The sequence below is a fragment of the Arthrobacter arnarulunnguaqae genome (assembly GCF_051262515.1).
Classification (GTDB): Bacteria; Actinomycetota; Actinomycetes; order Actinomycetales; family Micrococcaceae; genus Arthrobacter_N.
On record NZ_JBIMER010000001.1, the window covers coordinates 23,790 to 45,273 of the forward strand.

Below are 21,484 nucleotides of genomic sequence, written 5' to 3' on the forward strand. Positions count from 1 at the left end.
CGTTTGTAAATACCGCAGGCAAAATCTTTCCGGAGTCTTTCGCAACGCGAATCGGGTGGCACATCGTTCGGTTCGCGCACACGAAAGCGGGGCGGCTTCCCGAGAGGGAAACCGCCCCGCCAACCGGCGAAAGACGGGAGGTCAGCCGTCGGTGATGCTCGCCAAAACGGCACCGGCGGCAACCGTGTCGCCGGCTAGGGCGGACAGGCCGGAGACGACGCCGGACCTGTGCGCCGTCAGCGGCTGTTCCATCTTCATGGCCTCGAGCACTACGACGAGGTCCCCCTCCGCGACGGTGTCCCCGTCCGCGACGGCAACCTTGACGATGGTTCCCTGCATGGGGGACTCCAGATCGTCGCCGGAAGCGGCGGCCGCCGCGGTCCCGCGCTGCGCGCGTTTCTTCTTGGGCTTGCCGGCCGCGCGGCCGGACGACCCGTTGGATCCGCCGAGCCCCGCCGGCAGGACGACCTCGAGGCGCTTGCCCCCCACCTCGACCGTGACGCGCTGCCGCTCGCCGGCGTCGGCCTCTTCGGCGGCACCGGCAGGGGACCAGGCCGCGATGCGGTTGTCGAACTCGGTTTCGATCCAGCGAGTGTGGACCGTGAACGGACCCTCGTCCGGGACGAACGCGGCGTCGGCCATCACCGCCCGGTGGAACGGGACCACGGTGGGCATGCCCTCGATCACCAGCTCCTCCAGCGCGCGGCGGGCGCGCTGTGCCGCCTGGGAGCGCGTTGCGCCGGTGACGATCAGCTTGGCGATCATGGAGTCGAAGTTGCCGGAGACCGTCTCGCCCTGCTCCACGCCCGAGTCGATCCGCACGCCGGGTCCCGTCGGGAAGCCGAGTGTGGAGATGGTGCCGGGTGCCGGCATGAAGTTGCGGCCGGCGTCCTCGCCGTTGATGCGGAATTCGAAGGAGTGGCCGCGGACCTCGGGATCCGTGTAGCCGAGCTCCTCGCCACGGGCGAGGCGGAACTGCTCGCGGACCAGGTCGATCCCGGTGACCTCTTCGCTGACGGGGTGCTCGACCTGAAGCCGGGTGTTGACCTCCAGGAAGGAAATGACACCGTCCTGACCGACGAGGAACTCGCACGTGCCGGCGCCGACGTAGCCGGCCTCGCGCAGGATGGCCTTGGATGCCTGGTAGAGGCGTGTGTTCTGTTCGTCCGTGAGGAAGGGGGCGGGGGCCTCCTCGACGAGTTTTTGGTTGCGGCGCTGGAGTGAGCAGTCGCGGGTGGAGACGACGACGACGTTGCCGTGGACGTCGGCCAGGCACTGGGTTTCGACGTGGCGCGGGGCGTCGAGGAACCGCTCGATAAAGCACTCGCCGCGGCCGAACGCCGCGGTGGCCTCGCGGACTGCGGATTCGTACATCTCCGGGATCTCTTCGCGCGAGCGCACCACCTTGATGCCGCGGCCGCCGCCGCCGTAGGCCGCCTTGATGGCCAGCGGCAATCCGTGGTGGTCCGCGAACTCGAGGACCTCCCGGGTGCTGGAGACCGGGTTCTTGGTGCCGGGAACCAGCGGGGCCCCCACCTTTTCCGCGATGTGGCGCGCCTGGACCTTGTCGCCGAGCTGCGCGATGGCCGCTGGAGGGGGGCCGACCCACACCAGCCCCGCGTCGACGACCCGCTGGGCGAACTCCGCGTTCTCGGAGAGGAAGCCGTAGCCCGGATGGATGGCGTCCGCTCCGGACCGGGCGGCGGCGTCGAGGATCTTGTCCATGACCAGGTACGAGTCCGCCGCCGTCGAGCCACCGAGCGCGTAGGCCTCGTCGGCGAGGCGCGTGTGCAGGGAATCGATGTCCGGCTCCGCGTAGACGGCAACGGAGGCGATGCCCTCGTCGCGCGCCGCTCGGATGACGCGTACTGCGATTTCGCCGCGGTTGGCGATGAGGACCTTGGTCAAGGGGGTCATGGCAGGGTTATCTCCTTCACGTTGCTCTGTTGGAGCCTACCTGCGCTTGTGGGGTTTCCACGTCAGCGACCGGCGGGTCCCGTGCGTCCGGCAGCGGTTTTTGTAGGGTCCCTACAAAAGGTGTGCCGTCGCCGAATTCAGGCACGTGCGTGGAAAGCAGTCCCGCGCGAGGGAATGCGGTGCACGCGCGAGCCTTGGTTCTCGTCCTCCCCAGGCTTTGGGGCGCCGCATCTTTTGCACAGCGGCCTCCGAAGACGGCGATCGGGTGCGACGGGCGGGACTCACCTATGTCATCTCGGAGCAAACCATCCGTATAGGATCCGCCGAACCGGCGGTCCTCTGCAGGGGTCTGAATCCACGCAAGGGGATGCAGCTATCGGCGGGGTCGGAGGAAGGGCAGCTACCGACGCATCGAGGCTGACTACTCCCAGAGGTCCGTCACGGACAGCCCCGCGGAGGACAACAGTTGCCGCAACGTGGAGACGGAGAGCCCCACCACCGCGTTCGGATCGCCCTCGACGCGGTGCACAAACGCCGCGCCGCGGCCGTCGATCGTGAAGCCGCCTGCGCAGGGGAGCGGTTCACCGGAAGCCACGTACGCCTCGATCTCCGCGTCGCTGGCGTCGACGAAGGCCACGGTCGCGGAAGCCACCGCGCCCACGGTCGCCCCGGTTCCGCCGTCGCCCGGTTCGTCGCTGCGGTTGTCGATCAGCCAGTGGCCGCTGTGCAGCACGCCGGACTTGCCGCGCATTGCCCGCCAGCGTTCCGCGGCGACCTTGGCCGTGTACGGCTTGCCGTACGCGACGCCCTCGAACTCGAACACCGAATCGCAACCCAGCACGACGGCGCCGTCCGCGTCCTGGAGCGCGGCCACGGACTCGGCCTTGGACCGCGCGAGCAGCAGCGCCGTGTCGTGCGCATCCGGTTTCCCCAGACGTTCGACCGCGTCGCGCAGCACCGCGTCCTCGTCGACGTCGGACACCACGACGTCGTAGGCAATGCGGGCATCGGTCAGGATCCTGGCGCGGCCGGGGGAGGCGGAGGCCAGCACCAGCAGCGCGGCCTCGGGATGCCCGGCGGGTCCTGGCGCCGCCGGGTGCGGGGACTGCGCGGGATTCGGCGATTCACTCATGCGTCAACCGTAGACCTGCGTCAGGCTCCCGGCAGCAGGGCCCGACGCAGCGTGTCCAACCCCACCGAGCCGAGGCCGAGCGCCTCGGAATGGAACGCCCTCACGTCGAAGGCGTCACCCTCGCTGTCACGGCGGGCGTCGCGGATCTGCTCCCACAGGCGCTGCCCCACCTTGTAGGACGGCGCCTGTCCCGGCCACCCCAGGTAGCGGGCGAACTCGAACGCGAGCTGCCCCTCGGAGATGTCCAGATGCTTGGCCAGAAAGCCGTAGCCTTTCTCCGGCGTCCAGGTCCCCTCGCCCCACCGTTGAGGCACCTCCAGTCCCAAGTGGACTCCGATATCGAACACCACCCGCGCCGCCCGCATCCGCTGCATGTCGAGCATGCCCATGTGGTCCCCGGGGTCGGAGAGGTACCCGAGCTCGAGCATCAGGCGCTCCGCGTAGAGGGCCCAGCCCTCCCCGTGGCCGGAGACCCAGCAGGCGTTGCGCCGCCAGTCGTTCAGCGTGTTCCGCCGGAGGGTGGCGGTGGCGACCTGCAGGTGGTGCCCGGGAACGCCCTCGTGGTAAACGGTCGTGGTCTCGGCCCACGTGGTGAAGCTGTCCTCGCCCGCCGGGACCGACCACCACATCCGGCCGGGCCGGGAGAAGTCCTCGGACGGCCCGGTGTAGTAGATCCCGCCCTCTTGGGTGGGCGCGATCATGCACTCCAGCTTTTCCATGACTTCCGGAATGTCGAAGTGGACGCCCTTGAGATCGCGCACCGCCGAATCAGACTTGTCCTGCATCCAGGCCTTGAGCGCGTCGGTTCCCTTCAGCTGCCGCGCTGTGTCGGCGTTGAGGATGGCCTTGGCCTCCTCGATGGACGCGCCGTCCTTGATCTGGCCGGCCACGCGCTCCTGCTCCGCGATGAGACGGTCCAGTTCCTGGACGCCCCAACGGTACGTTTCCTCCAGGTCGATGGCCGCTCCCAGAAAGCGCCGTGACATCAGGGCGTAGTGCTCGCGCCCGACCGCGTCCTTGGCCGGCGCATGTGGGAGCAGCTCGGCTTCGAGGAAGTCGGATAACCCGCCGTAGGCGTCGGCCGCGCGGCGGGCGTTGTCGGCGAGCTCCGCCCGGAGCGCCGGCGGCAGCTCCTCGCCTCCGGCGCGCGCCCCGGCCACCAGGGAATCGAAGTAGCCACCCTCCTTGGCGTAGTCACGCGCCTGCCGGACGACGATCTCCACCTGACGCCTGGCGGACACCTTGCCGTGGTCCCGGCTCGCGCGCAGCGACTCGATGTATCCCCGGAGGGCCGCCGGAATGTTGCCCAGGCGGCCAGAGATGTGCCCCCAGTTCTCCGCCGTGTCCGTGGGCATGAGATCGAGGACCGCGCGGATCCCCTGCGCGTTGGAGGCGATGTTGTTCAGCTCCGTGACGCCGGTTTCGTGGATCTCAAGCTCGAGGCCCAGGCGTTCGCGCATGGCGTCGAGGGTGGTCCGGTCGACGTCGTCCACGGGCTCCAGGCCCTCGAGCCGCTCCAGGGTTGCGCGGTTCGCCTCGGCCATGGCTCGTTCGCCCGCGGGGGAGTAGTCCCCGTATTCGGTCTCGTGCCCGGCGATGCCCAGGCTCGTCGCGAAATCCGGGGCAAGTTCGAGCAGCCGGGCGAAGTGTGCGTCGGCGACGGCGTCGATTGCGGTGAATGCGCGCGGGGTCGCGGAGGTGGCGTTGGTCATGACGGAAGACTACCCGTTTGTGAAGCTTTCGCTAAAGACCTTGCGCTAGAACCTTCCGCTGCGCCAGGACCCCGGCAGCCCCGCGAGTTGCCGGCCGCGGCGTGTCTGCCTGCGCAGGCGTTCGGCGCGCGACGTCGCCTCGTCCGCTGCGGACCTGGCCCCGTCGGCCTCGGCCCCCAGAGCCATCACGACGGCGGTCAGGGCGGCCAGTTCCTCCGCGGTCGGGCTGCCGCGCTCCACGCGCAGAAGCGCGGGTTCGCCGCCGGCGATCGGCGTCGTCGTTTCGTTGTCCACGTGGCTCCGTTCCTACAGCGGGATGTTGCCGTGCTTTTTGGCGGGCAGCGAGGCGTGCTTGTCCCGCAGGGCCCGCAGGCCGCGGACCACTTGCAGACGAGTGTCCGACGGCGCAATCACCGCGTCGACGTAGCCCAGCTCCGCCGCCTGGTAGGGATTCAGCAACTCCGCTTCGTAGTCGCGGACGATCTCCTGGCGCCGCTCCTCGACGTCGCCGCCCGCGGATGCGACGGCCGCGAGATCGCGGCGGTACAGGATGTTGACCGCGCCCTGGGCTCCCATGACGCCGATCTGCGCCGTGGGCCACGCCAGGTTCAAGTCCGCACCGAGCTTCTTCGAACCCATCACGATGTATGCGCCGCCGTACGCCTTGCGCGTGATGACCGTGATCTTCGGGACGGTGGCCTCGGCATAGGCGAACAGCAGCTTGGCGCCGCGCCGGATGATGCCCTGGAACTCCTGGTCCTTGCCGGGCAGGAATCCCGGGACGTCCACCAGTGTCAGGATCGGCACGCCGAACGCGTCGCAGTTGCGCACGAACCGCGCGGCCTTCTCCGAGGCGGCGATGTCCAGGGTTCCGGCGAACTGCATGGGCTGGTTCGCCACGATGCCCACGGTGCGGCCCTCGACCCGTGCATATCCGATCATCACGTTCGGCGCGTACAGGGACTGCATCTCGAGGAAGGCCCCGTCGTCGACGATGTTCCCGACGACCTTGCGCATGTCGTACGGCTGGTTGGCCGAATCCGGAATGAGCGCGTCCAGCGCGGCGTCCTCGTCCGTGGTCTCGAGGTTCTCGTCGAACTCCGCGGCGGGGGCCTCGGCCATGTTGTTGGAGGGCAGGTAGTCGAGCAGTTCCTTGCAGAACTCGATCGCGTCCGGCTCGTCGGCGGCCAGGTAGGTCGCCGTGCCGGTGTTGGCGTTGTGCTGGCGTGCCCCGCCGAGGGTCTCCATGTCCACCTCCTCGCCGGTCACGGTCTTGATGACGTCGGGGCCGGTGATGAACATGTGGCTGGTCTTGTCGACCATGACCACGTAGTCGGTCAGCGCCGGGGAGTAGGCGGCCCCACCGGCGCTCGGACCCATGATCAACGAGATCTGCGGGACCACGCCGGAGGCGTGCACGTTGTTGCGGAAGATGTCGGCGAACATGGCCAGCGAGGCGACGCCCTCCTGGATGCGGGCTCCGCCGCCATCGAGGATGCCGACGACGGGGCAGCCGTTGCGCAGGGCGAATTCCTGGACCTTCACGATCTTTTCGCCGTTGACCTGGCTGAGCGATCCGCCGTAGACGGTGAAGTCCTGGGAATACACGGCTACCATGCGGCCGTCCACGGTCCCGTAGCCGGAGACCAGTCCGTCGCCGAGGGGGCGTTTCTTGTCCATGCCGAAGGCGCTGGTGCGGTGCACGGCGAGGGCATCGAACTCGACAAACGAACCTTCGTCGAGCAGGAGGTCGACCCGTTCGCGGGCGGTGTTCTTTCCGCGGGAGTGCTGCTTCTCGACCGCTTCGGGGCCGGAGGGGAGCATCGACTCGGCCTGCCGGCGCCGGAACTCGGCGATCTTGCCCGCAGTGGTGGACACGTCGATCGCGTCGGCGATCGTGTCGGTGCCGGTCTCGCTCATGCCGGGGACTCCCGTCGGGTTGGGGATAGTAGGAATGGCACAACGATCACGCCATCGGTGCCAGTCTAATGACGGCCGGATGCGCTTCGCCTGTAGGAACCCTACAAAAAGCGAAGCCCGGGCTGGGGCGGGGCCGGATTGGCCGCCCGCCGCGACCGCTTGTTACCGATGGGTAACAATGGTGTGCTTTCTACCGTAGGGTGTTGCCATGACGATCCCCCCGGCACCGAGCACCGACACGTCCGCCCCGTTGGCGGGCCGAACCATCCTCATGAGCGGCGGCAGCCGCGGCATCGGCCTGGCCATCGCCTTGCGCGCGGCCGGGCAGGGCGCGAACATCGCGCTCATGGCCAAAACGGCGCAAACCCACGCCTCCCTGGAGGGGACCGTGTACTCGGCGTCGAAGCAAATCGTCGCCGCCGGCGGGCGTGCCCTCCCGATCGTCGGCGACGTGCGGAACGACGACGACGTCGCACGCGCCGTCGCGGCGACGGTGGAAACCTTCGGCGGTATCGACGCCGTCGTCAACAACGCCTCGGCGATCGATCTCTCCAACACCGACGACGTTTCGATGCGGCGCTACGACCTTATGCAGGACATCAACGTGCGGGGTGCGTTCCTGTTGTCCAAGCTCAGCCTCCCGGCGCTGCGCCGCTCGCCGCAGGCGCACATCCTCACGCTCTCGCCCCCGCTGAACCTGGATCCGAAGTGGGCCGGCGCCCATCTGGCCTACACCATGGCCAAGTACGGAATGAGCCTGACGACCCTGGGCCTCGCCGAGGAGCTGCGCATCGAGGGCATCGGCGTGAACTCGTTGTGGCCGGCGACTCTCATCGACACGGCCGCCATCCGGAACCTGCCCGGAGGGGAACGGCTGGCGACGGCATCCCGGAGCCCGCGCATCGTCGCGGACGCCGCGGTGGCGATCCTCGCGCGGCCGCCCGCGGAGTGCACCGGCAACTTCTTCACGGACGAGGAGGTGCTGCGGGACGAGGGCATCGAGGACTTCTCCGGATACGGGCTAGGGGCCCGGGAGGACCAATTGGTTGCGGACATCTTCCTGTGACGCGCCGCCTTCGTCCTAGGGTGGGAGCATGACCCAGGAACCATCGAAGTCCCGAGGCCCCGCGACCTCCGAATCGACGCCCCGGCCGACCGACGACCGCGCACCGTTGGACGGCGCCGCCCTGCGGTCGGACCTGCTGGCCCCGGCGGGTCCCTTCGCCCGCGTGGAGACCGTGGAGTCCACCGGGTCCACCAACGCGGACATCGCGGCGTCCGCGGCGGCCGACCCCGCCGAATGGCCCGACCTGTGTGTGCTCGCCACCGACTTCCAGTCGGCCGGAAAGGGCCGGCTGGAGCGCGTGTGGCAGGCGCCGCCGCGCAGCGCGCTGGCGGTGTCGGTGCTGTTCCGTCCCACGACGGCCGACGGCGGACCGCTGCCCGCGGGAGCCTACGGCTGGTTGTCCATGCTGTGTGCACTCGCGCTGGCGGAGTCCATCGGGGCCTCGACCGCGGTCGAGGCCCGGATCAAGTGGCCGAACGATGTCCTCGTCGGCGGCAAGAAGGTCGCCGGGCTGCTGGCCCAGCTGGTCGCGCAGGGCCCGGTTCCCGCCGTGGTCGTCGGATCCGGGGTGAACGTCGGCCTCACGGAGGGGGAACTTCCCGTCCCCACGGCGACCAGCCTCTTGCTGGAGGGCGCGTCGACGACGGACAACACGGTTGTCCTCACGGCGTACCTGCGCCGCGTGGCCGAGCTGTACCGCGGGTTCGTGGACGAGGGCGGCGAGGCGGACGCGGGCCTGCGCGAACGGGTCGCGGCGCGCATGGCCACCCTCGGCGCACGGGTCCGCGCCGAACTGCCGGACGGCTCCACGCTGGAGGGCGAGGCCGTCGGCCTCGACGCGGACGGCGCCCTGCGCATCCGGTCCGCGCAAGGCACCGAAACCGCGCTGCGCGCTGGCGACGTGGTGCACCTCCGCCGCGCCGACGGGGAGTACTCGTAGGCTCCGGCCGGGGGCCCGCGACAGGCCCAACACCTAGAATCGAGGGGAAGGTACGGAAGAGGAGGACCCATGCGACTGCGCCTTGCCGAGGGCGAACGCGTCATCGTCAAGACCCGCGCCCACCGCCGGGTCCTGAACGCACCGGTCGCGGGATTCCTGTCCCTTGTCGCCGTGACGGGCTTCGGGCTCGGTTGGCTGAACCGCCCGGACCTGCCACAGGCCCTCGGCGAGGCCCGGCCGCTGCTCACGGCCGTGGTGCCGATCGCCGCCGTCGTCCTGGCGCTGGTCTGGTGTGTCGGTCCACTGGTGCGCTGGCTGCGCACCTGGACGTACCTGACCAACCGCCGGGTGGTGATCCGCCGCGGGATCTCGGGGCGCTCGCAGTGGGAGCTTCCGCTGGTGCTCGTCGGCGGACTGCGGGTGCGCCAGCCGGTCCTGCGACGCGGGGCGGGGGCGGGCACGCTGGAGTTGCAGACGGCTCACGGGAAGGCGGAGCTGCCGGACATGCCCGGCGTCCACCGGCTGCGCGAACTGGTGCTGGACGCCATAGAGGCGCTCCCCAGGACCGTCATGTTCGATGGTGTAGAACTGGATGTTGAACAACGGATGGATTGGACGGGACATGGTTGATGGGTCGCAGGACGGCCTCAGGGGTGCCCAGGCCCCCGCATCGCCGGACCCACAGGCGCACCCCACCACCGCACCGCTCCCGCGGTTGAGCCCCGACGCCGGCCCGGACACGCGCGCCCTCCCGCTGGCGCAGGCGCTGGCCCACGAGGCGGTCAAACAGTCGGCCAAGGACCTCGAACACCGTCTGCTCGGCGCGGAACGCACCCTGCGCAGGCGCGATGTCGCCGCCGGAGCCGGGATTTCGCTACTGAGCGCGCGCAAACTTTGGCGGGCCATGGGCTTTCCCAACATCGGGGACGACGACGTCGCGTTCACCCAGGTCGACCTCGACGCGCTGGTGACCATCGTCGACAACGTGCGCGCCGGTTTGCTGACCGAGGAGGCCGCGATCTCGTTGACGCGCGCCATCGGCCAGATGACGGACCGAATGGTGGTGTGGCAGGTCGAGGCGCTCGTCGAGGACATGGTCCAGAACCAGGGGGTCAGCGACCCCGAGGCGCGTCGGCGGCTGGTGAGCGTGCTCCCCGAGCTCATCGAACCCATGGAAAAGATCCTGCTGTACTCCTGGCGCCGGCAGCTCAATGCGGCGCTGCATCGCTTGGGCGTCCGCGCCGACACCGGGCTGGCGTCCAGCGAGGCCGGGCGCGACGGAAGCGAGGACGACGCGCCGTTGCCGCTGGCCCGCGCCGTCGGCTTCGCTGACCTGGTGTCCTACACGAGCCTGTCCCGGCGGATGAACGAACGCACGCTGGCCCAGCTGGTGCAGCGTTTCGAGAACAAATCGGCCGAGATCATCTCCGTCGGCGGCGGTCGGCTCGTGAAGACCATCGGGGACGAAGTGCTGTTCGTCGCCGAGACGCCGCAGGCCGGCGCCCAGATATCCCTGTCGCTGGCCCGCGAGTTCAGGCGGGACGAGATGCTGCCGGACACCAGGGTCTCGCTGGTCTGGGGACGCATCCTGTCGCGGCTGGGGGACATCTACGGTCCCACCGTGAATCTCGCCGCCCGACTGACCGCGCTCGCCGAGCCGGGCACGGTGCTCACCGACTCCCTGACCGCCGCCACGCTGGCGGACGACGACCGGTTCGTCCTGCTGCCGCAGCAGACGACGGCGGTGCGCGGTTTCGGCGACATCAACCCCGTGATCCTCGCCCCGGGCGAGGGCACCGGTCTGGTTCTGGACTAGCGTCGAACCGGCCCGAAACCGGCCGCATGGGGACTTGTCCCCATCGCGCCCGCGTTCCTCCATCGGTTAGGCTGATGGTGATCGACGCCGGTCTTGTTGGGGGAGCGCATAGGCGACAAGCATCTACGTGAGGTCTCGTCATGTCCCGATGGGGAGCGACTCCCGGCAAGACCGCGGGCTTCAAGGTGGCAGCGGTTTCCGCGGCGACCGCCCTGGCGGTCACCGGAGCCATCCTCTACCCCGGATTCGAGACGGCGGACGTCGACCTGAACGACGGCGGCGTGTGGGTCGTGAACAAGTCGGTCGACAAGGTCGGCCACCTCAACTACGAGTCCCGCGTGCTCGACGGCGGCGTGGTGACCCCGCTGCCGAACTACGATCTGGCGCAGAACGCCGACCAGGTCTTCGTGCGCAACCTCGAGCAGGCGTCCCTGACCACCGTGGACCCCGCCATGGTTGCCTTCACCGACGACAACGCGCTGCCCGCGAACTCCTCCTTCTCCTACGGCAGCGGAGTGATCGCCGTTTCCGACGCGGACCGCGGCATCGTCTACGCCTCGCGCACGGAGCGGTTGGGCGAGTTCTCGGCGCAGGACCAGGAGCCACTCCTGGACGCCGAGGGAGACACGCTGACCGCCGTCGGCCGCGACGACACCGTCTGGGCCGTCGACTTCGCCGCCAACCGCTTCCTGAGTTTCACGGCGCTCGCCGACGGGACGTTCGAGCCGGCGTGGGACGTGGAGGTCGAGGGGCTGTCCGGGCTCCCTGAGCCGCAGCTGAGCGTGGTGGGGGACACCGCCGTCGTGTTCGACGCGGCCTCCGGCGACGTGCTGACCTCGGACGGGACGACGACGTCGGTTCTCGATCCCGCCGGCGGGAAGATCCAGGCGCCCGGCCCCGATGCCGACGGCGTGGCGATCGCCCTGTCCAACAAGCTGGCCGCTGTCCCGCTCGGCGGCGGCGAGGCCGAGTACCGGCCCCTGGCCGCCACGGGGGAGGCCATCCAGCCCGTGCGCGTCGGCGAATGCACGTACGCCGCGTGGCAGGGGAGCGCGGCCTACGTCCGGGACTGCGCGCGCGATGCCGACGACCAGGAGGCCCGGATCCCCGAGCTCGCCGGCGGCGCGGAACTCGCTTTCCGCGTGAACCGGGACGTGGTGGTCCTCAACGACGTGGCCAGCGGGCTGGTCTGGCTCGTGAACGACGGCATGCAGGTGGTGAACAACTGGAGCGACCTGGAACCGCCCAAGGGCAAGGGCGAGGCGAAGAAGGAGGACTCCAAGGAGATCACCGACGCGATCGAACTGCCGAACCGCACCGAGGACAACAAGAAACCCATCGCCAAGCCCGATTCCTTCGGCGTGCGCGCCGGGCGGACCACGGCGCTGCCCGTCCTGTTCAACGACGTGGATCCCGACGGCGACCTGCTGGTGGCGGCATTGGAGGGAAAACAGCCGGCCGTGGGCACCCTGCAGGGGATCTACGACGGCACCGGATTCCAACTCGTGGTGCCCGAGGAGGCGACCGGATCGACGTCGTTCACCTACAAGGCGTCCGACGGCCGCGGCGGCGAGGCCACCGGCCGCGCCAACGTGCGCGTGGTGCCGATGGGCGAGAACAGCGGCCCGGCCCAGGAGCGAGTGACCACGCTGCGCGTGCAGCAGGGCGAGTCGATCACCCAGCACATCCTGACGGACTGGTCCGATCCGGAGGGCGACGACCTGCAGCTGCTCGGCGGTGCCGGCAAGGGCGAGGACACCATCCGCGTCCGCCCCGACGGAGCCCTGACGTTCCAGGACAGCGGGAAGTCCGTGGGCCGCAAGGAAATCACCGTCCAGGTCTCCGACGGGCGGGAGAGCACGCAGGGGCGCATCGTCGTCGAGGTCCTCGCCAAATCCACCATCCCGCCCATCCCGTCGACCGACCACGTGGTCGCCAACGTCGGCGAGGAGGTCACCTTCTCCCCGTTGGAGAACGACGCCGATCCCTCCGGTGCCGGCCTGCGCCTGGCCAACGTCGACGCCGTCGACGGGCTGGAGCTGGCTTCCAACCCCGACACCGGGACGGTCACGCTGCGCGGCGGACGCACGGGCACGTTCTACGCGAAGTACGTGGCGACCAACGGACCCTCCAGCGCCGCGGGCCTGATCCGCATCGACGTCAGGGACCCGGAGCGGAACACTGGCAACCCCGTGGCCGTGCGCGACGTGGCGCTGTTGCCGGCGGGAGGCAACGTCCTGGTCAACGTCCTGGGCAACGACTCCGACCCGGCGGGCGGCGTGTTGGTGCTGACCGGTGCCGAGGTTCCGGAGGAGGCGCCATTCACCGTCGCCGTCGAGCGCAACAGCTTCGTGCGCGTGACCGACGTGCGCGGCCTGACCGAAGCGACGAAGGTGACCTACACCGTCTCCAACGGCAGCGGGGTGTCCACGGGCGAGATCACCGTCATCCCGGTTCCCGCGCCGCCGCGGCTGGATCCGCCGCGGCCGAACCCGGACACCGTGGTGGTCCGGGCCGGCGACGTGGCCACGGTCAATGTCCTGGAGAACGACGTGCACCCCAACGGCGCGGAACTGACGCTGCGCCCCGATCTCAAGGAGTCCTCGAAGATCGGCGAGGGAAGCCTGATCAGCGTCGCCGACGACACCGTGCGGTTCCGCGCCGGAGCGTTCGACGGCAAAGCCCGGACGGTTTCGGCCGTGTACACCGTCGCCGGCCCCGACGGCCAGGAGGCCAGCGCGCGGGTGAGCTTCCACGTCCGGCCGCAGGACCTGGAGAACAACGCGCCGCCGAACGCGGTGCAGGTCCAGGGCAGGGTTTTCGCCGGAGGCACCACGGCCATCGACATTCCGTTGGACGGCATAGACCCGGATGGTGATTCGGTCACGCTGGTGCAGCTGGGATCGGCCCCCACGCTGGGCAACGCGAAGGTACGCGGTTCCGCGATCGAATACACCGCCGGAAGGGACGCGGCCGGCACCGACGTCTTCACCTACGTCGTCGAGGACCGTCTCGGCGCGCGATCCACCGGAACGGTCATGGTCGGCATCGCACCGCTGGCCAACACCAACAATCCGCCGGTTGCGGCCAACGACTCCATCACGGTTCGGCCCGACCGGCCCGTTTCGGTGGACGTCCTCACGAACGACACCGACCCGGACGGTGACAGGATCGCCCTAGTGGACGACCTGAAGTCCTCCGAGGGGGCGGACGCGAAGGTCGTCGAGGGGCGCATCGTCGTCACGTCGCCGGCCGAAAAGGGCTCGCTCTCGGTCCGCTACAACGTCGCCGACGGACGCGGCGGGTCCGCCTCCGCCACCCTGACGGTGCAGGCCGATCCGAACGCCGAGCTGCTGGCCCCCATCGCGCGCGACGACAGGTCCTCGCTCCAGGAGGCGGTGGGCAAGGACCAGATCACCCTGCCGGTGCTGGACAACGACGAGGACCCCGACGGCCGCACCGACGAGCTCGAGGTGTCGCTTCCGGACAGCCCGGACACCGCCAGCATTGCCGACGGGCAGCTGCGCGTGCAGGTGCTTTCGCGGCCGCAGGTAATCGCGTATACCGTGACCGACGTCGACGGGCTCCACTCGACGGCCTTCGCGCACGTGCCGGGATCCGGCGAGGCGCGCCCGGTGCTGAAGAGCGACGTCCCGATCGAGGTCATGGCCGGGGACCCGCTGGCGCTTCGGCTTCCGGAGCTGGTCCAGGTCCGGGACGGCCGGACGCCGCGTCTTACGGCCGAGGACAAGGTCAGGTCCGTGCCGGACAGCGGCGGACAGCTCGTGAAGTCCGCCAACGAACTGGTCTTCCGCGCCGCGGAGGACTATGCCGGACCGGCCTCGGTGACCGTCGAGGTCACCGACGGGAGTGGCCCGGATGATCCGGACGGACTGTCGGCCGTCCTGTCCATCCCGATCAAGGTGCTGCCCCGTCCCGAGGAGAACCGTCCGCCGACCATCCAGTCGAACTCGATGGAGGTGGCGCAGGGTGAGGACCCCGCGAGCCTGGATCTGCGCCGGACCGCGAGCGATCCCGACGCGGGCGACACCGAAAAGCTGGTGTTCAAGCTCGCCGAGACAAACGTCCAGGGTGTCGACGTCGAGCTCGTGGAAGGCCACACCCTGCGCGCCTCGGCGCCGCCGAACACGCCCAAGGGCACTCGCGGGGCCGTCACGGTGACGGTCCAGGACGAGGAGAACCCGCCCGTCTCCGCGACCGTCGCGATCTCCGTCCTGGCCTCCAGCCGCGAACTGCCCGTGGCCGTGGCCGACACCGTCGCGGACGCCCACCAGGGGCGCACCGAAACGGTGGACGTGCTCTCGAACGACCACAACCCGTATGCGGGCGAGGGGGACCTGACGATTATCGGGGCCACCGGACGGCAGGGCGACGGAGTTGTCGCCATCGGCGGCGGCGGGCTCGAGATCACCCCCGCGGACACCTTCGTGGGCACGATGACCGTGCAGTACACGATCGGGGACATGACGCAGGACGCGGACCGCGAGGTCAACGGCACGGTGACGCTCAACGTCAAGGGCCGGCCGGAGGCGCCCGGCCTGCCGTTGGTCGAGTCCACGGGAGACCGCAACGTGGTGTTGCGGTGGGATGCGCCGTCCAACAGCGGCTCGCCGATCGAGTCCTACACCGTGCGGGGCAACGGGTTCGAGCACCAGTGCCCATCCACCACGTGCACGCTCAACCCGCTGGTAAACGATCGGACCTACAACTTCACCGTGACGGCGACGAACGCCGTCGGGGAATCGGAACCGTCGGCCGAGTCCGCCGACGCGCGCCCCGACGTCGAACCGGAGCAGCCCGCCCCGCCGGCCACCACCTACGGCGACCGGGAAGCCGACGTGAAGTGGACGGCGCCGGTGAGCCGCGGCTCGGCCATCACGTCCTACACGCTGGAGATCTCGCCGGCGCCCGCCAACGGGGCCACGCAGGTCACGGGCATCACCGGAACCGGCTACACGTGGCCAGGGCTCACCAACGGCGTGTCCTATCAGTTCAGGGTGCAGGCGCTGAACAAGGCGGACAAACCATCCCCGTGGAGCACCTACTCGGCCGGCGTGATTCCGGCGGGCAAGCCCTTCCAGACCGTCGCCCCCACGGCCGTGCGGCAGGAGTCGGCGGTCGACGGCGGCGTGGTTCGGGTGAACTGGTCCGCGCCGGACAACAACGGCGCCCCGTTGCGGGGATACACGCTGAAGGTCTTCGAGAACGGCGCCCTCGCGCGCTCGTTGGACGTCTCCGCGAGCTCGAGCGGGCAGACGCTGACAGGGTTGAAGACCACCAGTTCCTACAGCTTCAGCGTGACGGCCCGCAACAAGGTGGGCGCCTCCCCGGAGAGCGCCCAATCCACGGCCGTGACCCCCTACGGACGGCCGCTGGCCATCGGGAAGCCGGCGGCCACGGCGACCGGGCAGAACAACAAGGTCCGACTGGACTTCAACCCGCCGGGCGCCAACGGGTCCGGCATCACGGGCTACCAGTACTCCACCGACGGGGGTGCCTGGCAGGGAATCAGCGGTCCCGGAGCGGTCATCACGACCGACGCCAACGGTTCCGCCCACACGTGGCGCGTCCGGGCGCTGAACGTGGCCGGGGCCGGGGAACCGAGCCCGGGGTCCAACAGCACCAGTTCCTACGGTCCCCTGCGCAATGGCGGGGGGAGATCAGCCACCCACGGAGACGACTGGATCGACTTCCGCTGGAACGCCAAGGAGGCGGACTACGCCAACGGCCGTCCCGTCACGCTGACCGTCGGGATCGATGGCGGCGTCGGTGGCACGCCGAACGACGGCAACCAGCGGGTCAACAACCTGGGCTACAGCACCACCCGCACCCTGACGGTGGTGGCGAAGGACACCGAGGGGCAGCGGAAGTCGTGGCAGATCAGCGAGGCCACCAACCCCAAGCCCGACCCGCCGGCTCGTTCCGTCACCCTGCGCAAGGGCCCCGAATACAACGGCTACGAGGGATGTTGGATCGAGTGCTACAAGTTCGACGTCGAGGTGAACAACTTCGCGCCGAACCGGACGTTCGGCGTCCAGTGCCACAACGGCAACGGCCGTTTCGACAGCGGGGCGCACACCATCTCAACCAACGGCAGCGGACACGCGCGGGCGATCATGGAATGCGTCAACGGCTCGCGCTATGCGACGCCGGTCTTCGCTGTCGTCGATGGCGTCCAATCCAACAAGATCCACAACTGGTAGCGCCGGGCGCCAGCCGAACGCATCCGCGGTTTTCGAAGGAGACACACATGACCATGACAACAGAGCAGGCGCAATGGTTCGCCGGCACGTTCGAGAAGCTCGTGGCGAACGTCGGCCGCGCCGTCCTCGGCAAGGACGACGTCGTCAAGCTGGTCCTCACGGCCATGCTGGCCGAAGGCCACGTGCTTCTCGAGGACGCCCCCGGCACGGGGAAGACCATGCTGGCGCGGGCGCTGTCCGCCACCGTGCAGGGAACCCATTCGCGCATCCAGTTCACGCCGGACCTGCTGCCCTCCGACGTCACGGGCATTACGATCTACGACCAGAAAACCCAGATGTTCGAGTTCCACAAGGGCCCGATCTTCGCGAACCTCGTGCTCGCGGACGAGATCAACCGCGCCTCGCCCAAGACGCAGTCGGCCCTGCTCGAGGTCATGGAGGAGGGCCGCGTCACCGTGGACGGGACCACGTATCCGCAGTCCCGGCCGTTCATGGTGATCGCCACCCAGAACCCCATCGAGCAGGCGGGCACCTACCGCCTGCCCGAGGCACAGTTGGACCGCTTCATCATCAAGACCTCCATCGGCTACCCGGACCGCGCATCGACCGTGCGCCTGCTCTCCGGCGCGACCACCCGCGACCGCTCGGCGGGGCTGCAGGCCATCATCACCACCCAGGCCATCGCGGACATGGCGGACCTGGCGACAACCACGCACGTCGACGACGCCGTTCTGGAGTTCGTCGCGGAGCTGTGCGAGGGGACACGCGAGGCGGAGGAGACCCGATTGGGCGTCTCCGTTCGCGGCGCGCTGGCCATGGTCCGCGCCGCCAAGGTCTGGGCGGCCGCGGAGGGGCGCAACTTCGTTCTGCCGGACGATGTCAAGGAGCTGGCGCCCTACGTGTGGACGCACCGATTCGTCATGGACCCCGAAGCGGAATTCGCCGGCGCCACGCCCGAGGCCGTGCTGGGGCGCGTGCTTGCCGACACCGCCGCGCCGCAACAGCGTGCCGCGGCCCACGCCTAGCCGGACCGGAAGACGCCACGGCATGAGCACCACCACACCAGCGCCCGGCCAACGCAAGGCCCGACGGCGCAGCGCCGCCCCGCCGAGACGCGGCAGGCTCCACCCTTCCTCGCTTTGGCGCGAGGGAGCCCAGCTGGTCGAGCTCTCCGCCGCCCCGAACCTGCGGCGCGCCGCGGCGTGGTTCGCCGACACGGTGCGCCCGGTGACCGGGATCGTGTCGCCGCTCGGCTGGCTGCTGGCCGGCGTCGTGCTGGCGCTTGGCGTTCTCGGCGCCGCCTTCGGATGGCAGGAGGCCAAGATCGCCGCGCTCACGGGGACCTTGTTGTTGGCGATCGCGGTTCCGTTCGTCCTGGGGCGGTCCGTCTACGACGTCCGGCTGGACCTGAACCGCACTCGCGTCGCGGTGGGGGACCGGGCGATCGGGAGCATGGAGGTGGCGAACGCGTCTCAGCGGGCGCTTCTGCCCTCCGCCATGGAGCTGCCGGTGGGGCTGGCAACGGCCTACTTCCACGTGCCGCGGCTCGCCCCCGGGCAGGTCCACGAGGACCTGTTCACGATCCCGACGCAGCGCCGCGCGGTGATCCAGGTGGGTCCCGTGCGCTCGATCCGGCAGGACCCGTTCGCGCTCCTGCGCAGGCAGGTGCGGTGGAGCGATCCCCAGGAGCTGTTCGTCCACCCGCGGACGACGGCGCTTGAGGGATCCAGCTCGGGTTTCATCCGCGACCTCGAGGGTCTTCCCACGCGCGACCTCTCATCCTCCGACGTGTCCTTCCACGCGTTGCGCGGCTATGTGGTGGGCGACGACCGCCGCCATATCCACTGGAAGTCGACGGCCCGCACCGGCGAGCTGATGGTCCGCCAGTTCGAGGAGACCCGGCGCTCCCACCTGGCCGTCGCACTGTCCACGAACACGCACGAGTTCTCGACGGAGAACGACTTCGAACTCGCGGTCTCCGTGGCGGCGTCGATCGGCCTCCAAGCCGTCCGCGACCAGCGCAACCTGACGGTCATCAGCCACGACGGCCCGGCGCGCACCGAAACGGGCCGGAACCTCCTGGACGACCTCACGCGGATCGAGGGCCGACCCCGGCGCGCCAACCTGAGAGATCTGGCTCGCACGACGGCGGACGCAGTCCCCAACGCATCGGTCTTCTTCCTGGTCACCGGATCGCTGGCGACGCCGGCGCAGCTGCGCGCGGCCAGCGTCCACATTCCGGTGGGTGTCCGCGCCTTCGCCCTACGCTGCGCCCACGGACTCAGCGCCGGCAGGGCGACCATTGGCGACCTGACGGTCATTTCGCTCGGCGACCTGTTGGACCTCGGGCTCGTTCTGCGGAAGGCGGCCTCATGAGGCGCGACCGCACACGTCCGGCCGCGCACCACGCCGTCGACGCGGCGTGCCTCTTCGCCGCGCTCGCCGTGGGCACGATGGGTCTGCACTCGGCGTACGGCGGCAACGCGCGCTACCTCGCGGCCGGTCTGGGCGGGGCACTGCTGGGGCTCGCCGTGGCGTACGCCAACGTCCGGTTGCACCTCGGCATCCTGCGCACCGCCGGGGTCGCGGCGGCCGCCTACCTGCTGTTCGGGACCGCCCTGGCCACCGGGGCCGAGGCGACGGCCGGTTTCATCCCGAACCTCGAGTCGCTCCGGACGCTGCTTGCGGGCATCGTCCTGTCGTGGAAGGACGTGCTTACCGTCGCGCCCCCGGTCGGCGTCCAGGGCGGCATGCTGGTGGTTCCGTTCCTCTCCGCGCTCCTGACGGGGCTGGCGGCCGGTCTGCTGGCCTGGCGGTTGCGTTCGCCCTTTTGGTCCGTCATCCCGGTGGCGGTCCTCTTCGTGGTCGGCATCTGCTTCGGCACCCGGGACGTGCCCATGCCGGTGATGCGGGGCGTGGTCCTGACCGTGGTCGTCGTCGGCTGGCTGGCCTGGCGCCGGCACGTCGACCGGGCGGTGGGCGCGGGAATGGAGTCGCTGAACCACGCGGGCGAGGACCGCCGTGCCGCGCGGGACTCGGTGGTGCGCCGCATGGCCTTCGGCGCCGTCGTCCTGGTGGCCGCGGGCGGAACGACGGCGTTGGCCGCGCCGCTCGTGACGGCGTCGGAAAACCGGCAGGTGCTTCGCGACTCCGTCGTACCGCCCGTCGACCTCTACGACTACCCGAGCCCGCTCATGACCTTCCGGAACTATGTCAAGGACAGGTCCGACGAGACGCTGTTCACCGTTTCCGGCCTGCCCGAGGGGGAACGCATCAGGCTGGCGGCACTGGATTCCTACGACGGCATGGTCTTCAACGTGGACCCGCGCTCCGGCGGCAACTTCGCGCCCGTGGGCGACACCAGCAGCATCAACGCCTCCCTGCGGGAGGAACCGCGCCGTGTGCGAGGGACGCTGGACATCACCATCGAGGGATACTCCGGCGTCTGGCTGCCCGGAGCCGGGAAGCTGGCCGGCATGGAGCTGACCGGGGAGCGCGGGCGGGACCTCTCGCGCTCGCTGTTCTACAACGCGGACGCGGAGACGGCGCTGAGCACGGTGCCGCTGCGCCAGGGCGACTCGTACACCGCGGACGTCGTGTACCCGGTGGCCATCGGCGACAAGGAACTCGCGGCGTTCGGTTTCAGCGACGTGCGTCTGCCCAAACTGGCCAACGTCCCGCAGGCCGCCGCCGGCCAGGGCGCCAAGTTCGCCGGCGACGGAGACACGCCGTTGGCCCGGGCGCGGAACATGGCCACCGTGCTGAAGACCAGCGGTTTCTTCTCCAACGGCAAGGAAAACGAGGTGCCCAGCCTGTCCGGACACGGGGCGGCCCGCATCGCGTCCCTGTTGGACGCCGAGAACATGATCGGGGACGACGAGCAGTACGCCGTGGCCATGGCGCTGATGGCACGCGAACAGGGCATGCCGGCCCGCGTGGTGATGGGTTTCTATCCCGAGGACCACGAACCCGGGTCGGCCGTGGCGATCACCGGCAAGGATGCGCACGCCTGGGTGGAGATCGCCTTCGAGGACGTCGGATGGGTGACGTTCGATCCCACGCCGGACAAGGACAAGGAACCCACGCCACCGCAGCAGGAACCGCAGTCGATTCCCCAGCCGCAGGTCCTGCAGCCCCCGCCGCCACCCCAGGACCCTGCCAAGCTACCGCCGGAAACGGCCGCGGATCCGCAGGACGCCGACGAGCAGCAGGAGACGTTCTGGGACCAATGGGGTCAACTGGTCACGGCCGTGGCCGTGGCAACGGTCCCGTTGCTGCTGCTGTTGCTGCCCCTGCTGCTCGTTGCCTGGCTGAAACTGCGCCGCCGGCGCTCGCGCTTCGAATCCGGGGCGCCCGGCGATCGCGTGGGCGGCGGGTGGAGCGAGGTGGTCAGCCTGGCCACCGACATGGGCGCCCAACCGGACGGCAAGGGCACCAGGCGCGAGAACGCCCGGGCCCTCGGCGGCGACTTCCCCCGGTCTAGCGCCACCGTCATGCAGTTGGCGCACCGGGCGGACGGCGCGGTGTTCGGGACCGCCGAACCGACTGAGGCGCAGGTGGCCGACTACTGGAACCTGGTCGAGGAGCAACTCGTTGGCATGCGATCCTCGGTAGGCTTTTGGAAACGCCAACGCGCCAGGTTCTCGCCCCGCTCGCTGTTCCAGGACGCGGCCGCGCGTGTCGTGGAGCGCCGGAGGAGGCGCGGCCGGATGGCCGACGTCCGTACAGTAGATCCAGCACAGAGACAGAAGGAGTAG

The 21,484-nt window shown here is 69.8% G+C and carries 13 protein-coding genes; 8 read left to right on the plus strand and 5 right to left on the minus strand.

Annotated features, from left to right (window positions below):
• Positions 1-141: 141 nt before the first annotated feature.
• The 5 genes from ACHAAJ_RS00085 to ACHAAJ_RS00105 all read right to left on the minus strand — a co-directional run bounded on the left by ACHAAJ_RS00085 (position 142) and on the right by ACHAAJ_RS00105 (position 6,681).
• The gene (locus tag ACHAAJ_RS00085; protein ID WP_435725775.1) at positions 142-1,917 is read right to left on the minus strand and encodes an acetyl/propionyl/methylcrotonyl-CoA carboxylase subunit alpha; all 1,776 of its coding nucleotides are present in this window, start codon (positions 1,915-1,917) and stop codon (positions 142-144) included.
• A gap of 421 nt (positions 1,918-2,338) precedes the next feature.
• Positions 2,339-3,049 (minus strand): Maf family protein, encoded by a 711-nt coding sequence (locus ACHAAJ_RS00090; RefSeq protein ID WP_435725776.1) that lies wholly within the window; start codon positions 3,047-3,049, stop codon positions 2,339-2,341.
• 20 nt (positions 3,050-3,069) lie between these two features.
• On the minus strand, positions 3,070-4,761 hold the full coding sequence (locus tag ACHAAJ_RS00095) for a DUF885 domain-containing protein (protein ID WP_435725777.1): 1,692 nt from the start codon (positions 4,759-4,761) through the stop codon (positions 3,070-3,072).
• Positions 4,762-4,806: 45 nt separating this feature from the next.
• Positions 4,807-5,055 (minus strand): acyl-CoA carboxylase subunit epsilon, encoded by a 249-nt coding sequence (locus ACHAAJ_RS00100; RefSeq protein WP_435725778.1) that lies wholly within the window; start codon positions 5,053-5,055, stop codon positions 4,807-4,809.
• Between the two features lie 12 nt (positions 5,056-5,067).
• Positions 5,068-6,681 (minus strand): acyl-CoA carboxylase subunit beta, encoded by a 1,614-nt coding sequence (locus tag ACHAAJ_RS00105; RefSeq protein WP_435725779.1) that lies wholly within the window; start codon positions 6,679-6,681, stop codon positions 5,068-5,070.
• A gap of 208 nt (positions 6,682-6,889) precedes the next feature.
• On the opposite strand from ACHAAJ_RS00105, the gene ACHAAJ_RS00110 reads away from it, so the two are divergent.
• The 8 genes from ACHAAJ_RS00110 to ACHAAJ_RS00145 all read left to right on the plus strand — a co-directional run bounded on the left by ACHAAJ_RS00110 (position 6,890) and on the right by ACHAAJ_RS00145 (position 21,484).
• Complete coding sequence (locus tag ACHAAJ_RS00110; RefSeq protein ID WP_435725780.1) at positions 6,890-7,747, plus strand: SDR family oxidoreductase; 858 nt, start codon at positions 6,890-6,892, stop codon at positions 7,745-7,747.
• 28 nt (positions 7,748-7,775) lie between these two features.
• The gene (locus ACHAAJ_RS00115; RefSeq protein ID WP_435725781.1) at positions 7,776-8,687 is read left to right on the plus strand and encodes a biotin--[acetyl-CoA-carboxylase] ligase; all 912 of its coding nucleotides are present in this window, start codon (positions 7,776-7,778) and stop codon (positions 8,685-8,687) included.
• Positions 8,688-8,756: 69 nt separating this feature from the next.
• On the plus strand, positions 8,757-9,317 hold the full coding sequence (locus tag ACHAAJ_RS00120; RefSeq protein WP_435725782.1) for a PH domain-containing protein: 561 nt from the start codon (positions 8,757-8,759) through the stop codon (positions 9,315-9,317).
• The gene (locus tag ACHAAJ_RS00125; RefSeq protein ID WP_435725783.1) at positions 9,310-10,503 is read left to right on the plus strand and encodes an adenylate/guanylate cyclase domain-containing protein; all 1,194 of its coding nucleotides are present in this window, start codon (positions 9,310-9,312) and stop codon (positions 10,501-10,503) included. The genes ACHAAJ_RS00120 and ACHAAJ_RS00125 overlap by 8 nt, the downstream gene beginning before the upstream one ends.
• A gap of 140 nt (positions 10,504-10,643) precedes the next feature.
• Positions 10,644-16,727 (plus strand): Ig-like domain-containing protein, encoded by a 6,084-nt coding sequence (locus tag ACHAAJ_RS00130; protein WP_435725784.1) that lies wholly within the window; start codon positions 10,644-10,646, stop codon positions 16,725-16,727.
• Between the two features lie 47 nt (positions 16,728-16,774).
• On the plus strand, positions 16,775-17,752 hold the full coding sequence (locus tag ACHAAJ_RS00135; RefSeq protein WP_435725785.1) for an AAA family ATPase: 978 nt from the start codon (positions 16,775-16,777) through the stop codon (positions 17,750-17,752).
• Between the two features lie 22 nt (positions 17,753-17,774).
• Positions 17,775-19,103 carry a DUF58 domain-containing protein gene (locus ACHAAJ_RS00140; RefSeq protein ID WP_435725786.1) on the plus strand — a complete coding sequence of 443 codons (1,329 nt, stop codon included), beginning with the start codon at positions 17,775-17,777 and terminating at the stop codon, positions 19,101-19,103.
• On the plus strand, positions 19,100-21,484 hold the full coding sequence (locus ACHAAJ_RS00145) for a transglutaminase-like domain-containing protein (protein WP_435725787.1): 2,385 nt from the start codon (positions 19,100-19,102) through the stop codon (positions 21,482-21,484). Before ACHAAJ_RS00140 ends, ACHAAJ_RS00145 begins: the two co-directional genes overlap by 4 nt.

What these genes read in the sequence shown, in the direction of transcription:
- ACHAAJ_RS00125 (WP_435725783.1), top strand. Translation starts at nt 9,310, where the DNA reads ATGGTTGATGGGTCGCAGGACGGCCTCAGGGGTGCCCAGGCCCCCGCA.
- ACHAAJ_RS00085 (WP_435725775.1), bottom strand. Translation starts at nt 1,917, where the DNA reads ATGACCCCCTTGACCAAGGTCCTCATCGCCAACCGCGGCGAAATCGCA.
- ACHAAJ_RS00115 (WP_435725781.1), top strand. Translation starts at nt 7,776, where the DNA reads ATGACCCAGGAACCATCGAAGTCCCGAGGCCCCGCGACCTCCGAATCG.
- ACHAAJ_RS00110 (WP_435725780.1), top strand. Translation starts at nt 6,890, where the DNA reads ATGACGATCCCCCCGGCACCGAGCACCGACACGTCCGCCCCGTTGGCG.
- ACHAAJ_RS00095 (WP_435725777.1), bottom strand. Translation starts at nt 4,761, where the DNA reads ATGACCAACGCCACCTCCGCGACCCCGCGCGCATTCACCGCAATCGAC.
- ACHAAJ_RS00145 (WP_435725787.1), top strand. Translation starts at nt 19,100, where the DNA reads ATGAGGCGCGACCGCACACGTCCGGCCGCGCACCACGCCGTCGACGCG.
- ACHAAJ_RS00130 (WP_435725784.1), top strand. Translation starts at nt 10,644, where the DNA reads ATGTCCCGATGGGGAGCGACTCCCGGCAAGACCGCGGGCTTCAAGGTG.
- ACHAAJ_RS00120 (WP_435725782.1), top strand. Translation starts at nt 8,757, where the DNA reads ATGCGACTGCGCCTTGCCGAGGGCGAACGCGTCATCGTCAAGACCCGC.
- ACHAAJ_RS00090 (WP_435725776.1), bottom strand. Translation starts at nt 3,049, where the DNA reads ATGAGTGAATCGCCGAATCCCGCGCAGTCCCCGCACCCGGCGGCGCCA.
- ACHAAJ_RS00105 (WP_435725779.1), bottom strand. Translation starts at nt 6,681, where the DNA reads ATGAGCGAGACCGGCACCGACACGATCGCCGACGCGATCGACGTGTCC.
- ACHAAJ_RS00140 (WP_435725786.1), top strand. Translation starts at nt 17,775, where the DNA reads ATGAGCACCACCACACCAGCGCCCGGCCAACGCAAGGCCCGACGGCGC.
- ACHAAJ_RS00135 (WP_435725785.1), top strand. Translation starts at nt 16,775, where the DNA reads ATGACCATGACAACAGAGCAGGCGCAATGGTTCGCCGGCACGTTCGAG.